At 67.6% G+C, this 14,870-nt stretch carries 9 protein-coding genes, 1 pseudogene and 3 CRISPR repeat arrays; all 10 genes and pseudogenes read left to right on the top strand.

The annotated features are described in order from the left end of the window. Positions 1–57 precede the first annotated feature (57 nt). Positions 58–634: direct repeats of the CRISPR family, unit length 29 nt; unit sequence GGGACCATCCCCGCGTGCGCGGGGAGCAC. Positions 635–725: 91 nt separating this feature from the next. After that, positions 726–2,097: a CRISPR direct-repeat array (repeat unit 29 nt; unit sequence GGGACCATCCCCGCGTGCGCGGGGAGCAC). 387 nt (positions 2,098–2,484) lie between these two features. Further along, positions 2,485–3,158 (top strand): annotated as a pseudogene (locus tag ACWEVS_RS44845) (CRISPR-associated endonuclease Cas3''); the annotation flags it as partial. 258 nt (positions 3,159–3,416) lie between these two features. After that, positions 3,417–5,357 carry a CRISPR-associated helicase Cas3' gene (gene cas3, locus ACWEVS_RS44840; protein WP_452557187.1) on the top strand — a complete coding sequence of 647 codons (1,941 nt, stop codon included), beginning with the start codon at positions 3,417–3,419 and terminating at the stop codon, positions 5,355–5,357. Next, on the top strand, positions 5,347–7,032 hold the full coding sequence (gene casA, locus ACWEVS_RS44835; protein WP_452557183.1) for a type I-E CRISPR-associated protein Cse1/CasA: 1,686 nt from the start codon (positions 5,347–5,349) through the stop codon (positions 7,030–7,032). Before cas3 ends, casA begins: the two co-directional genes overlap by 11 nt. Continuing rightward, on the top strand, positions 7,029–7,700 hold the full coding sequence (gene casB, locus ACWEVS_RS44830; protein WP_452557181.1) for a type I-E CRISPR-associated protein Cse2/CasB: 672 nt from the start codon (positions 7,029–7,031) through the stop codon (positions 7,698–7,700). Before casA ends, casB begins: the two co-directional genes overlap by 4 nt. Further along, the gene (cas7e, locus tag ACWEVS_RS44825; protein ID WP_452557179.1) at positions 7,700–8,887 is read left to right on the top strand and encodes a type I-E CRISPR-associated protein Cas7/Cse4/CasC; all 1,188 of its coding nucleotides are present in this window, start codon (positions 7,700–7,702) and stop codon (positions 8,885–8,887) included. The genes casB and cas7e overlap by 1 nt, the downstream gene beginning before the upstream one ends. Beyond that, a complete protein-coding gene (cas5e, locus tag ACWEVS_RS44820) occupies positions 8,884–9,600 on the top strand; it encodes a type I-E CRISPR-associated protein Cas5/CasD (protein ID WP_452557177.1) in 717 nt (238 codons plus the stop codon). The genes cas7e and cas5e overlap by 4 nt, the downstream gene beginning before the upstream one ends. Continuing rightward, complete coding sequence (gene cas6e / locus ACWEVS_RS44815; RefSeq protein WP_452557175.1) at positions 9,600–10,289, top strand: type I-E CRISPR-associated protein Cas6/Cse3/CasE; 690 nt, start codon at positions 9,600–9,602, stop codon at positions 10,287–10,289. Before cas5e ends, cas6e begins: the two co-directional genes overlap by 1 nt. Before the next feature lie 4 nt (positions 10,290–10,293). Continuing rightward, entirely contained in the window at positions 10,294–11,253 is a 960-nt protein-coding gene (gene cas1e, locus ACWEVS_RS44810; RefSeq protein WP_452419780.1) for a type I-E CRISPR-associated endonuclease Cas1e, read from the top strand. Further along, positions 11,250–11,600, top strand: a complete 351-nt coding sequence (gene cas2e / locus ACWEVS_RS44805; RefSeq protein WP_452557173.1) for a type I-E CRISPR-associated endoribonuclease Cas2e — start codon at positions 11,250–11,252, stop codon at positions 11,598–11,600. Before cas1e ends, cas2e begins: the two co-directional genes overlap by 4 nt. A 147-nt stretch (positions 11,601–11,747) precedes the next feature. Continuing rightward, positions 11,748–14,642: direct repeats of the CRISPR family, unit length 29 nt; unit sequence GTGCTCCCCGCGCACGCGGGGATGGTCCC. Positions 14,643–14,703: 61 nt separating this feature from the next. Further along, the coding region (locus tag ACWEVS_RS44800; RefSeq protein ID WP_452557185.1) for a transposase at positions 14,704–14,870 on the top strand (167 nt) is incomplete at its 3' end.

Here is a 14,870-nt window from a genome sequence, read left to right as displayed (position 1 = left end):
CCCTCCCCGCGTGCGCGGGGAGCACAGCGTTGGACATGGTGTCCTACCTCTCGTGACGGGACCATCCCCGCGTGCGCGGGGAGCACAGCGTTGGACATGGTGTCCTACCTCTCGTGACGGGACCATCCCCGCGTGCGCGGGGAGCACGCCGCGGCCTTGGATGGTGACCACCCAGCCCTGGGACCATCCCCGCGTGCGCGGGGAGCACGACGACCCCTGGACCTACCTGGGGTTCGTCGCGGGACCATCCCCGCGTGCGCGGGGAGCACATCAGGCCCAGGTTCCGCCGGGTGGCGCTGGCGGACCATCCCCGCGTGCGCGGGGAGCACACCACCACCAACATGGGCGCGGGCGCCTGGTCGGGACCATCCCCGCGTGCGCGGGGAGCACGCCGCTCCCGTCTCAACGCAGGCCAGCGGCGCGGGACCATCCCCGCGTGCGCGGGGAGCACGCCGAGTTCCTGGTCAGAATGTCCGACTGGCGGGGACCATCCCCGCGTGCGCGGGGAGCACGAGGTCCAGGTCATCGCGATGTTCCGCACGCCGGGACCATCCCCGCGTGCGCGGGGAGCACAACGTGATGCCCTGGCCGTACCCGTCGAGGGGGGGACCATCCCCGCGTGCGCGGGGAGCACAGAGCAGCGATCTGAGCGACGAACGTCACGATGGGACCATCCCCGCGTGCGCGGGTGCACGGCGACACGGCAGCGGACATCGAGCGCAAGCTGGGACCATCCCCGCGTGCGCGGGGAGCACCCGAGGGAGGTGATGGCGCCAGGGATCTCCTTGGGACCATCCCCGCGTGCGCGGGGAGCACCCGTCGTTCAACTCCTGAAGCATCTTCACCGAGGGACCATCCCCGCGTGCGCGGGGAGCACCTGCCCGAGCTGGTTGACCACGTGCGTGTTGATGGACCATCCCCGCGTGCGCAGGGAGCACATGGGCTCGAGGCTCCCGGACGACGGCGGCCGGGGACCATCCCCGCGTGCGCGGGGAGCACGCAGTACAAGGCTGGTGAACGTTCCGGTTGCGGGGACCATCCCCGCGTGCGCGGGGAGCACTCGGCGTAGCTGACCAGTTCGTCAATGTCCTCGGGACCATCCCCGCGTGCGCGGGGAGCACAGTGACCTTCGTGTAGGGCCCGGACCACCACGGGGACCATCCCCGCGTGCGCGGGGAGCACATCGGACTTGGTTCACGAACTGACTGATGATCGGGACCATCCCCGCGTGCGCGGGGAGCACAGCGCTCCGCCGACGTTGGCGTCCACCCGGACGGGACCATCCCCGCGTGCGCGGGGAGCACTGACGATCGTCACTTCATCGACTGGATAGGCGCGGACCATCCCCGCGTGCGCGGGGAGCACCAGCTCGGCGCCATCCGCGCCTCAGTGGAGAAGGGACCATCCCCGCGTGCGCGGGGAGCACATGGAGCCTCACTGGATGTTGCGTTGTGGAGCAGGACCATCCCCGCGTGCGCGGGGAGCACTGGGTGATGGGCCGCGGATGCTTACGCAGGAGGGGACCATCCCCGCGTGCGCGGGGAGCACCTGCTGGAGCCGAGCCGCCTTCGCAAGTCTCAGGGACCATCCCCGCGTGCGCGGGGAGCACGGTGGATGGGGTGCCGGGCGGCAGCCACGGCAGGGACCATCCCCGCGTGCGCGGGGAGCACATTTCCGGACCCCGGCCGGGATTGGCCGGGTTGGGACCATCCCCGCGTGCGCGGGGAGCACGCGCGTAGCGCGAGGTGCTTGGGGGCCCCCAGGGGACCATCCCCGCGTGCGCGGGGAGCACGCGCGTAGCGCGAGGTGCTTGGGGGCCCCCAGGGGACCATCCCCGCGTGCGCGGGGAGCACGATGAACCCGGTCGACGCCATCACCGCGGCCAGGGACCATCCCCGCGTGCGCGGGGAGCACATGCGCAACGTGAGTTCGTGGGGGTTGCGGCCGGGACCATCCCCGCGTGCGCGGGGAGCACAAGGCCGGCGCGAGCGAGAACCTGGTCACCCAGGGACCATCCCCGCGTGCGCGGGGAGCACGTGGGGCTCGTGTCCTGGTTCGGCGGCGAGCAGGGACCATCCCCGCGTGCGCGGGGAGCACTCTGCTTCACCTGCACGAATGGCCGCGGGAGGGGCGGGTTTCGAGCACTTCTAGAGAATCGGACATAGGGGGCATCGTCGTTTCCGTTGCATGGGTATCTAGCAGCCGGTCGGGGGGCGGTTATCAAGCCGCCGAAGGGATTTGTCGCCAATTAGCCCTTTATGTGCCTTTTACGTTCATTTGGTCGGCGTCGTCCCTGTAGGGCGGTATTCGGCTGGGCCCCTGTTGTATGGATGTCTCCAGTTCAATCGTCCTCGTCTGGGTGCATGTAGTACCGCCGCGTAGTGGGGCTGATCTTTCGCGCCGGGGGATAATCTTCCTCCTCCGGCGTACTTCTTCGCCGATTATCGGTGACTCTGTGCAGGGCGATCGTGCGCGTGCCCTTTAATGATCGGCATGCTCGATGAGGAGCCGTTTCTGCAGCGTCTGGGTGACGGGTTGTCGGTGGCAGCTCGTACAGTGTGGGCCAAGCATGACCGGGCCAGCGACGGCTGGTTGCCGTTATGGCGCCACATGGCCGACAGCGGTCTGGTGGCCGGCTTGCTGTGGGACCGGTGGCTTCCAGAACAGGTGCACCGGATCGTGGCTGAAAACCTCCCAGGCGGCGTGGAAGAGGCACGTCGATTGGCCATCTGGCTCGCGACGGTGCATGACATAGGCAAGGCCTCGCCAGCGTTCGCTTGCCAGGTGGACGGGCTGGCGGAGACGATGCGGGCAGCCGGGCTGGACATGCCGGATGTGAAGCGGCTGTCTGATCGCAAACTCGCGCGCCACGGCCTCGCAGGTCAGGTGCTGTTGCAGGAGTGGCTGGTCGAGCGGTGCACTGGGTACGTTCGGCAACCATCCAGGTGGGGATCATCGCAGGTGGTCACCACGGGGTGCCGCCCACGTTCGACGATATTCGGAACCTGAACGTGCGACCGCATCTGCTACGTACACCGGATTGCGCGCAGCTCTGGAAGGCTGTGCAGTATGAGCTGTTGGACCGCATTGCCGAGGCATGCGGGATGCAACACCTGCTGTCGGGTTGGCAGAAGGTCAAGCTCACACAACCGGCGCAGGTGTTGCTGACCGGGCTCGTCATTGTGGCGGACTGGATCGCCAGCAATGCCGATCTGTTCCCGTATTTCCCGCAAGCCGAGCAGCAGAACGGGCCGGAGCGGGTGGCGGCGGCCTGGCGTGGACTGGATCTGCCGGAGCCATGGCGTCCTCATGAGCCGGTGGACGACCCGGATACGTTGTTCGCCTCACGTTTCGATCTGCCAGTGGGAGCACATGCGCGTCCGGTGCAGGTGCGCGCGGTGGAGTTGGCACGCTCCATGACGGTCCCCGGGCTGATGATCATTGAGGCGCCAATGGGGGAAGGTAAGACCGAGGCGGCGCTGGCGGTGGCGGAGACCTTTGCGGCGAAATCGGGAGCGGGCGGCTGCTTCGTCGCGCTGCCCACGATGGCGACGGGCAATGCGATGTTTCCTCGCATGCTGGCCTGGCTGCGTCAGGTAACGGCTGGTCAAGGCAGACGTTCGGTACTCCTCGCGCATTCAAAGGCGGCCTTGAACGAGGATTTCGCCGAGCTGGTGCGTGCTGGTCGGCGAGCCGTACGCGAAGTTGATGTTGATGGGGGTGGAGGCGAGTGGAGCCGTCGTGCGGATCGAATGGCGTCCTCGGCTGATCTGATCGCCCATCAGTGGCTCCGCGGCAGGAAGAAGGGCATGCTGTCCTCCTTCGTGGTGGGAACGGTTGACCAGTTACTGTTCATGGGTCTCAAAAGCCGACATCTGGCACTACGGCACCTGGCGCTGGCAGGCAAGGTGGTCGTCATCGACGAGGCGCATGCCTACGACACCTACATGAACTCTTACCTCGACCGGGTGCTGTCCTGGTTGGGCGCCTACCGGGTGCCAGTGGTGGTGTTGTCGGCCACGCTGCCGGCGGGGCGTCGCCGTGCTTTGGCCGCCGCCTACGCTGGCGCGACAGACGATCCGGAAGCGGTCTCAACGCACGCCTATCCGCTGCTGACTGCTGTGGAACCGCGCGGGTCGGCGAGGACCGTGCAAGTCTCGGGCTCTGCGCAGACGTCACACGTACGGCTGGAGCGGCTGGACGACGATCTGAGCAGGTTGTGTGATCGCCTGGCCGAGGAACTGGCCGAAGGTGGCTGTGCTCTGGTGGTGCGTAACACAGTGGACCGGGTGTTGGAGACGGCCGCGGCGTTGCGGGAGCGATTCGGACCAGAGGGTGTGACGGTGGCCCACGCCAGGTTCGTGGACTCGGACCGAGCGGAGAAGGACGCCGATCTGCTGGAGCGTTTCGGTCCTCCAGGCAAGAGCGTGGGCCGCCCGACAAGACCGCACGTCGTCGTGGCGAGCCAGGTCGCCGAACAGTCCCTGGATATCGATTTCGATCTCCTTGTGACCGATCTTTGCCCGGTTGACCTGTTGCTACAACGGTTGGGACGGCTGCACCGCCACGTGCGTGAACGGCCATCGAGGCTGCGGTCCCCGCGTTGCCTGGTGACTGGCACGGACTGGCAGGCGGTTCCGGTGCAGCCGGTATCTGGTTCGCGTCGCGTCTACCGGCTGCACGCACTGCTGAGGTCGGCTGCCGTGCTGGAGCCGTACCTATCGGGCCGGATTCTGAGGTTGCCGGAGGACATCAGCCCGCTGATCCAGGGGGCCTATGGGCCTGACCCTGTTGGGCCGGAGGCCTGGCGCGAGGCCATGGCTCAGGCGCTTGAGAGCGAGGAACTGCACCAGGCGGAGCAGCGGGTCAAGGCTGCTGCATTTCAGCTCGGAGAGGTCGGACGAGAGGGCCGCGCGCTGGTGGGCTGGCTGGACGCCGGCGTCGGGGATGCCGAGGAAACCCGCCGCGGACGCGCTCAGGTGCGCGATGGGGCGGAGTCTCTTGAGGTGCTGGTCGTGCAGCGTCGATCGGACGGGATGCTGGCCACGCTGCCGGGACTGAGCAAAGGCCGGGGTGGGCGGAAGCTGCCGACCGAGTCTGCGCCCGAGCCAAGGCTGGCCCGCATCGTCGCCGCAAGCGGTCTTCGGTTGCCCTTTCACTTCTCCGTCCCCCCGACGATCGACCGGGCCATCCAGGAACTTGAGGCTGTGTGCATCCCGGACTGGCAGACACCTGACAGTCCTTGGCTGGCCGGGGAGCTGATCTTGTTGCTCGATGAGAACTGTCGGGCTCGCCTGGCAGGCTACGACCTGCACTACACCACTGCCGACGGCCTGGAGGTGGCTCGTGCCGAATGATCGAGCGTCCTTTGATCTGACCAGCAGTCCTTGGCTACCAGTACAACGCCATGATGGCCGCGCCGACCTGCTGTCGCTGAGGGGCATCTTCGCCCAGGCGCGTGACCTGCGCCGGGTGGTAGGCGATGTGCCCACCCAAGAGTTTGCGCTCATGCGACTGCTGTTGGCGATCCTGCACGACGCGATCGAAGGGCCGCGGGATTTGCAGGACTGGAACGAGCTGTGGAACGACGGCCTTCCCACCGCCCGTGTCGAAGAGTATCTGGATGCCTGTCGCAGCCGGTTCGACCTGCTCCACCCGGATACGCCGTTCTTCCAGACTGCCGGACTGTGCACCATGACCGGCGAGATCAGTTCACTGGACCGCCTGATCGCAGATGTGCCCAATGGGGCGCCGTTCTTCACCATGAGGGCGCGTGGAGCCGATCGGCTCGACTTCGCCGAGGCAGCCCGCTGGTTGGTGCACGCGCACGCCTTCGACACTTCCGGCATCAAGACCGGCGCGAAGGGCGACCCGCGCGTCAAGAGCGGCAAGGTCTATCCGCTCGGCGTCGCCTGGTGCGGCAACCTCGGCGGGGTGCTGGCAGAGGGTGACAACCTGAGCGAGACGCTGTTGCTCAACTTGATCGCCTTCGACACCTTCAATCTGGACGTCGATCCTAGTCGTGATCTTCCGGCCTGGCGGCAGACACCGCCGGGCCCGCAAGCGGCGAACCCGATCGAGCTGGAAATGGGACCGGCCGGGCCGCGTGATCTGTACACCTGGCAGTCCCGGCGCATACGGCTGGCTTTCGACGCCGAAGCAGTACGCGGAGCGGTGCTGGCTTATGGTGACCCCCTCACGCCGCACAACCTGCACCTGAAGGAGCCGATGACCGGCTGGCGGCGCAGCCCTGCGCAGGAGAAGAAACTGGGCGAGGCCCAGGTGTATCTGCCGCGCGAGCACGATCCCGCCCGGACCGCCTGGCGCGGGTTGGGTGCCCTGGTCGCCGGAAGAGCGGAAGGGGCCGAGCAGCGCAAGGAATCCGCTGCGTTGGTCCGGCCACGCATCCTGGATTGGGTCGCCAGGCTGACCGTGGAAGGTGACCTGCCACCCGACTTCCTCATTCGCGCCAGGTTGTTCGGCGTCGTTTACGGCACGCAGCAGTCGGTCATCGACGAGATCATCGACGATGAGGTAGCCATGCCGGTGATCCTGCTGCATCGCAGTGACACGGGCTTGGGCCAGACCGCGATAGACGCGGTCGCCGACGCGGACAAGGCAGTCGCCGCACTCGGCGATCTGGCCGCCGACCTTGCGCGGGCCTCCGGGGCGGATGCGGAGGCGCCACGCACCGTCGCCAAGACAGCGGGCTTCGCAGCGTTGGATGGAGCGTTCCGCACCTGGCTCGCTCACCTAAGCCCTCGTGACTCTGCCCAACAGCAGCGCGAGGCCTGGCAGCGCAAAGCGCACCGCCTGATGCTCAGCTGCGGCGAGGCGCTGCTCGCAACCGCCTCGGACGCCGCTTGGGCCGGACGCGTCATCACGACCAAACAGGGCCGGGACCTGTGGCTGACAGCAGGGCAGGCGGACTTGAGCTTTCGCGCCAAGCTCCGCGCCACCCTCCCGGGTGCCCAACCCGACCCCTCGACCGTCGGGGACCTCCTACACAGCAGCGCGGAGACACCTTCATGACCACAACCGCACCCTCCACCCAGCCTTCGGTGAAGGACCTCCTCCAGATCATTGCCGGTGAGTTCATCACCGACCTGCAGAAGGGCTACCTCGCTGATCAAAGCTGGGCGGTCGCGTTGATGGCACGGCTGCGCCGAGGCGCTGGCAAACTGCCCCAAGACGTGCCCGATCTGTGGGGTATGACCGGAACAGGCCGCCTCTACGAGCATGATCTGCCCGAACCAGAGGCGCTTAGGGCCGAGACCGCACTGTTCCTCGCCGTCACCCTGTACGCACTGCACCAGCAGTCAGTTACGAGCATGGGTATGCACCGGGCGCACATCCAACTAGGGACAGCTGTCCGCCGCCTGATGCCCGGCGGAGAAATCGACGAGCCGATCCGTCGCCGCTTCGTGCGCGTGGGCACCGCAGGCACCAGCCACACCCTGGCCCACCGCCTGCGCGAGATCGTCTCCCTGCTGCACGGAGAGTCGATCCCGCTGGACTATGCGCTGCTGGCCGGCCAGCTGTATCAAGCCCAACATCCTGAAGGCATGCGTCAGGTACGGCAAAGCTGGGGCCGCAGCTTCCACGCATACCGGCCCCCTGCCGTCACCCCAACCGACGACACCTCGTCCGATGACGCTGCCACCCCGACCATGGTCACTCCCACCGAGAAGGACAGCTGATGACGCGCACGATCTTGGAGCTTCACGCGCTGCAGACCGTTCCCCCGAGCTGCCTCAACCGGGACGACACTGGCACCCCCAAATCCGCCTTGTATGGCGGGGTGCTGCGTGCCCGCGTCTCCAGCCAAGCATGGAAACGCGCCACCCGGCGTGCCTTCCACGACCTGCTGGACCCCGCGGAGTTGGGGGTGCGCACCCGCAAAGTGGCCGAACTGCTTGCCGACCGCATTCGCCACGTTGACGACACCATCGAGCAGAGCCAAGCTTGGGCCCTGGCCGCCGAAACCGTTCAAGTCGCCACCGGATCCAAGATCGATACTCCGAAGCGCAACGCCGGCAAGGAAGGGCCTGACCCCGCGCCGGAATCCAGGTATCTGCTGTTCCTCAGCGCCCACCAACTGGACGGCCTGGCCGAACTCGCCATCAAGGGACGCGACGACATCAAGGCCTTCTTCAAGGACAAGGTCGCCAAGGATCACGCCAGGCAGATCGCGAACACCCATCACTCAGTGGACATCGCTCTGTTCGGCCGCATGGTGGCCGACAGCGCCGACATCAACGTTGACGCAGCCGCGCAGGTTGCACATGCCATCAGTGTCCACCGGGTGGAGAACGAGTCCGACTATTACACCGCAGTCGACGACTACAAAACCCGGGAGACCGACGACCAGGGCGCTGGCATGATCGGCACAGTCGAGTTCAACTCCGCCACCCTCTACCGATACGCCGCTGTCGACGTCGACCTGCTACGCCACAACCTGGGCGCCGGCCTACGGGACGACCAGCCGATCACCGAGCCGGTCCAGCGGGCCGTAGAGGCATTTCTCCACGGCTTCATCACCTCGATGCCCACCGGCAAGATCAACACCTTCGGTAACCACACTTTGCCTGACGCGGTCCTGGTCAAGCTGCGCACCAGTCGGCCTATCAATGTCGTCGCCGCCTTCGAAGAACCGTGCCGGGCCGAGCCGGAAACCGGCGGCCACCTCCGACAGGCGTGCGAGCGATTGGCCTCATACATACCCGAGATCGAAGGCGCCTATGGCCTGGCCGACGAAGGCCCCAGTTGGCTTCTGCGCGTCGGCCCCAACACCCAGGCGCTGTCCGGGCTCGGCACAGAGCTTTCGCTGACCGAGCTGGTCAGTGCGGTGGGCACGGAGGTCGCCCGGCGACAGGACGGCGTATGAGCGTCCTGCTGCTGCAACTGGCCGGCCCCCTGCAGTCGTGGGGGGTCGGCTCGCGCTTCGCTCGCCGCTCCACCGAGGCCGCCCCGACCAAGAGCGGCGTGATCGGCCTGCTCGCCGCTGCCCTCGGACGCCGCCGTGACGAGGATGTCTCGGATCTAGCCGCGCTGCGTTTTGGGGTCCGCCTCGATCAGCCCGGCAGACTGTTGCGTGACTACCACACCGCACAGCGGTTCACCGGCGAGTCGTTGCCCGTCTCTGAACGCTACTTCCTTGCCGACGCCGTCTTTTTGGCGGCTGTCGAAGGCGACCGTCAGTTGATCGAGCGACTTCACCAGGCCGTTCGCCATCCTGTGTTCTTGCCCTACCTTGGCCGTCGCTCCTGCCCGCCCGCCAGGCGACTGGATCTGGCTGTGGACCATAACAAGGCATTGGAAGAGGCGTTGAAGGAGCAGGAGTGGCATGCAGCCCGCTGGTACCAGCGCCGTCATCGCCGCCAGCCCACTATCAGGCTGGACATCCTGCTGGAATCCACGGCTGAGGACGGGCCTACCGGCACTCTTCGCGATCAACCGGTGACCTTTGACGCTCGCCATCGGCAGTATGCGCTGCGCGGTATCCGAGAGACCTGGACCGAGATACCCAACCCGGCAGTCGCCCGCTTCGCCGCGGCCAGCTACCACCACGACCCGACCGCGCTCCTGGGAGGCGCGTGATGAATCTGACCCGTTTTCGCCTTAACACCGCTCGCATCGGCGCCCGCCGACTGCTGTCCTCCTCGCAGATGTTGCACGCTGCGGTGATGTCCTCCTTCGCTGAAACTCCGGCCGAACCGAGCAACGGCCCCAGAGTGCTTTGGCGCATCGACGCCACCAGCCGGGCCGAGACCTACCTCTACATCGTCAGTCCGGACAAACCGGACCTGACCCACCTCGTCGAGCAGGCGGGCTGGCCCCAGACCGGGAGTTGGGACACCTTCGACTACACCCCACTCCTGTCGAGGCTGGCCGTAGGGGACCGGTGGTCCTTCCGCCTCACCGCCAATCCCGTCCACACCGCGCGCCGTACTGACGACGAACCCACTAAGATCACCGCACACATCGGCGTCCGCCACCAGACCAACTGGCTGCTGCAGCGTCAGCAAAGCGCCGGATTCGCCGTATTGCCCAAACCACCCCACCGGCGACACCTCTCAGAGGGAGACGAGCACGAGCTCGTCATTCACAACCGCCGCCAGCTCGCCTTCGGCAAGTCCGGCCAGCGCCGTCCCGTCACCCTGATGACCGTCACATACGATGGACTGCTGGAGATCACCGATGTCGGAGCCTTCCGGCGGACGCTCACCCACGGGCTGGGCAGGGCCAAAGCCTACGGATGCGGCCTGATGACACTCGCGGCGGTGTGAGAACGTGGCCACCGTAGGCAGGCGGGGAGCCTCGTCACCACGCGAACTCACCCGGATGGCGGACCGACTCTCCTTCGTCTACCTCGAGCGCTGCTCCGTCCACCGTGAAGACAATGCCTTGACAGCCGAGGACGCCGACGGGGTGATTCATATCCCCTCCGCCACCATCGGCACCCTGCTTCTGGGCCCGGGCACGCGAGTAACCCACCAGGCCATGAGCGTGCTGGGCGACAGTGGCGCCGGAGTCGTGTGGGTGGGTGAGCGGGGCGTCCGCTTCTACTCAGGCGGAAGATCGCTCAATCGCTCCTCCGCCCTCGTCGAAGCTCAGGCCACCAAGTGGGCCAACCAACGCACGCGTCTGGAGACCGCTCGCCAGATGTATCGAATGCGTTTTCCCGATGAAGAACCCGCAGGTCTGACGCGGCATGAACTTCTCGGCCGAGAAGGACGACGCGTCAAGGCGTGCTACCGTCACCACGCCGCCAGGACCGGCATCGCTTGGAACGGCCGCCAGTACCTGCCCGGCGAGTTCTCCTCTGGCGATCCGGCCAACCAAGCGGTAACAGCTGCCGCCCAGTGCATGTACGGCATCGCCCAGACCGCCGTCGCCGCCCTCGGCTGCTCCCCAGGCCTGGGCTTCATCCACTCGGGGCACGAACTCGCCTTCGTCCTGGACATCGCCGACCTGTACAAAACCGAGATAGCCATCCCGATCGCCTTCGATGTGGCCGCCGAAGGCCCTGACGACGTTGGCTCTCGCACTCGCCGCGCCATCCGCGACCAGGTCAACAAGGTCGGGCTGCTCAAGCGGTGCGTGGAAGACATCAAGCAACTCCTGCTACCCGGTGCCGGACCTGATGAGGACACCGATCGCGTCACCCTGCAAAGCGATCGCGGGATAGAGCTGACTGCCGGCCGAAACTACGCCGTTGATCTTCCCGACAGCGATGAGGTGCCCTGGTGACCATAATCGTGCTTACCCGTTGCCCGGTCGGGCTGCGTGGTTTCCTCACCCGGTGGTTGATGGAGATCTCGCCCGGCGTCTTCATCGGGGGTCCCTCCGCACGCATTCGCCAGGCCCTGTGGGGAGAAGTGCGCCAGTACGCGAACACCGGACGAGCACTGCTGGTGTACTCCACAAACAATGAACAAGGGTTCGCCTTCGAAACTCACGACCACAGTTGGCATCCGATCGACCACGACGGCCTGGTGCTGATCCGTCGGCCCAAAGACCGGCCTGCAGTCGCATCGGCTCCTCCGCCCAGTGGATGGAGCAAGGCGGCCAAACGCCGCCGATACCGCCAAAATTAAGGCCAGTACGCAACCCAGCAACCTGGAGTCGAGCTGGAGATCCTTCGGCGAACCGGGCGAGCCGCTGTCGCTATGTCCGAATTGTGTAATTCACTGAAAGTACTCGGAATTGGCCTGTCGATCGCCTAAAGGCGCAGGTCGCTCAGTGTGCTCCCCGCGCACGCGGGGATGGTCCCGCCCCACAGCCGCACCCAGGCGGCTCTACTCAGTGCTCCCCGCGCACGCGGGGATGGTCCCGGGCCAGCGCCCCGAACTTCGACCTTGACATCGTGCTCCCCGCGCACGCGGGGATGGTCCCGAGAGCGAGGGCTGGGCGGGCCCGTTCAGGCCGTGCTCCCCGCGCACGCGGGGATGGTCCCGCGGCGCGGAACAGATCCACCTGCTTCATGGCGTGCTCCCCGCGCACGCGGGGATGGTCCCACCATCCGGACGGTGGGCGCCTCGTCGTGCTCCCCGCGCACGCGGGGATGGTCCCGTCCTGGTCGGCAACTCGATCATCCCGGACCTGTGCTCCCCGCGCACGCGGGGATGGTCCCGCCTGATGGCCGCGTTCGCCTCCATCGCCGACGTGCTCCCCGCGCACGCGGGGATGGTCCCAGCGCCTCGTGGGTCCGGGACGTGATCGACGAGTGCTCCCCGCGCACGCGGGGATGGTCCCATGGTTGGGCGTCGGCTCAAGACCACGTTGACGTGCTCCCCGCGCACGCGGGGATGGTCCCCCGTAGAGCTGATCATGGAGGCGGTCACTTCCGTGCTCCCCGCGCACGCGGGGATGGTCCCGACGACGCGGGCGCTCAGCGCCGCCACCTCGTGTGCTCCCCGCGCACGCGGGGATGGTCCCCGCGTGTTCGTCGGCCTTGAGCAGGACGAGGAGTGCTCCCCGCGCACGCGGGGATGGTCCCGGCAGGATGCCGTGCGCCCGCATGGTGTTGATGTGCTCCACGCGCACGCGGGGATGGTCCCGGGCAGATCCGTTTGGAGATGGTCTTCCAGGTGTGCTCCCCGCGCACGCGGGGATGGTCCCGCCTGCCACCCCTCGCCGATCTCGTGGCGGATGTGCTCCCCGCGCACGCGGGGATGGTCCCGACTACCGTGACGCGAATGGTGGAGAAGACCGGTGCTCCCCGCGCACGCGGGGATGGTCCCGTGCCACGGCCCGCGTGTCGCGGAATTGTTGCGTGCTCCCCGCGCACGCGGGGATGGTCCCGGGGATCTTTACGCCGGTCGGTGTGATCCCGCGTGCTCCCCGCGCACGCGGGGATGGTCCCGGCACCAGATGCCCGACCGGTCGCGCGTCCCCGTGCTCCCCGCGCACGCGGGGATGGTCCCGCCTCCCAAAGGGTGCCGAGGCTGACGTCGCTGTGCTCCCCGCGCACGCGGGGATGGTCCCGACCCGTACCCGACCGACCAGAACCGCATCATGTGCTCCCCGCGCACGCGGGGATGGTCCCCTCACGGGGGTGCGCTGGGTCAGGCAGAGACGCTGTGCTCCCCGCGCACGCGGGGATGGTCCCGCGGGCTTGATCCCGCCGTTCCAGACCACGGAGTGCTCCCCGCGCACGCGGGGATGGTCCCCTGCTTGCCCAGATCGTCGCAGGCATGGACCCGTGCTCCCCGCGCACGCGGGGATGGTCCCGGGTCGTCGGTTTCCGCAGCCGCCCAGATCACGTGCTCCCCGCGCACGCGGGGATGGTCCCGTGCCGGGTCTGGGTCGGGCCATCGTTCTGCAGTGCTCCCCGCGCACGCGGGGATGGTCCCGTCTCAGACGCGTACGTGCGGGAGTAGTCGTCGTGCTCCCCGCGCACGCGGGGATGGTCCCCACTCCGGTCCTAATGGCCGGACTGGCCGTGAGTGCTCCCCGCGCACGCGGGGATGGTCCCCGCCTTGATGATTTTCGCGAAATCGACGTCGTGTGCTCCCCGCGCACGCGGGGATGGTCCCGTTTCGATCCACGTCAAGGTGGTGTGCAGCGCGGTGCTCCCCGCGCACGCGGGGATGGTCCCTCTGGGACAGAGTCATAGGGCGCTGATCAGCAGTGCTCCCCGCGCACGCGGGGATGGTCCCTCCCCGGTTACCGGCCGCCGTACAGCGACCCCGTGCTCCCCGCGCACGCGGGGATGGTCCCCGGACGCAGGCCGACCGGGCGAAGGAGGGCGTGTGCTCCCCGCGCACGCGGGGATGGTCCCTCCATGGACTTCATCATCGAAGACACGTGGGTGTGCTCCCCGCGCACGCGGGGATGGTCCCACCAGCGTCTTCGACCAGCCAGCCTTCGAGCAGTGCTCCCCGCGCACGCGGGGATGGTCCCCGGGTCTACAACGGCACCGGGGGCCAAGGAGCTGTGCTCCCCGCGCACGCGGGGATGGTCCCCATGCGGCAGTACCGGCCGCGAGACCGGTCGTGTGCTCCCCGCGCACGCGGGGATGGTCCCTCCCATCATGCCCGCTACGTCCGAGGCATCACGTGCTCCCCGCGCACGCGGGGATGGTCCCGCGGCGTAGCCGTCCTCGCCCAGCAGGCGGCGGTGCTCCCCGCGCACGCGGGGATGGTCCCTCCCATCATGCCCGCTACGTCCGAGGCATCACGTGCTCCCCGCGCACGCGGGGATGGTCCCGCGGCGTAGCCGTCCTCGCCCAGCAGGCGGCGGTGCTCCCCGCGCACGCGGGGATGGTCCCACGCCTGCGGGTACTTGCTCGACCTGGTGCCCGTGCTCCCCGCGCACGCGGGGATGGTCCCACCGACAACCCTGGGCTGGTGTCCGGGTCATTGTGCTCCCCGGGCACGCGGGGATGGTCCCCTCCCACACGTCCACGCCGCGCGGGTAAATCCTGTGCTCCCCGCGCACGCGGGGATGGTCCCAGCGCGACCCTCAGCGGGCCGTCGAGGCTGAGGTGCTCCCCGCGCACACGGGGATGGTCCCATGAAGATGAACATGGAGATGGACCTCGCCTCGTGCTCCCCGCGCACGCGGGGATGGTCCCGCCCCGCAGTGCGAGGCGCTTCCCAAGAGAACGTGCTCCCCGCGCACGCGGGGATGGGTCCTCCACGACTAAAAGGGGCTAACAGAATGATCTCTGTTGTGCTTTGATCTCTCGCTGTAGTGATGGCGAGAGGAGCGGGGATGGCCCGGCTGAAGCCGTGGGAGGTCGGTGACGAGTTATGGCAGGTCATCGAGCCGTTGCTGCCCAAACGTGAGCGCCGGTTCCGACATCCGGGACGCAAGCGGCTGGATGATCGGCTGGCGTTGCAGGGCATCTTGTTCGTGCTGCA

It is taken from the genome of Nonomuraea sp. NPDC003754, from assembly GCF_053605785.1.
The sequence above is the reverse complement of the archived record's forward strand: the minus strand, read 5'-3'. Positions and strand labels throughout refer to the sequence as shown.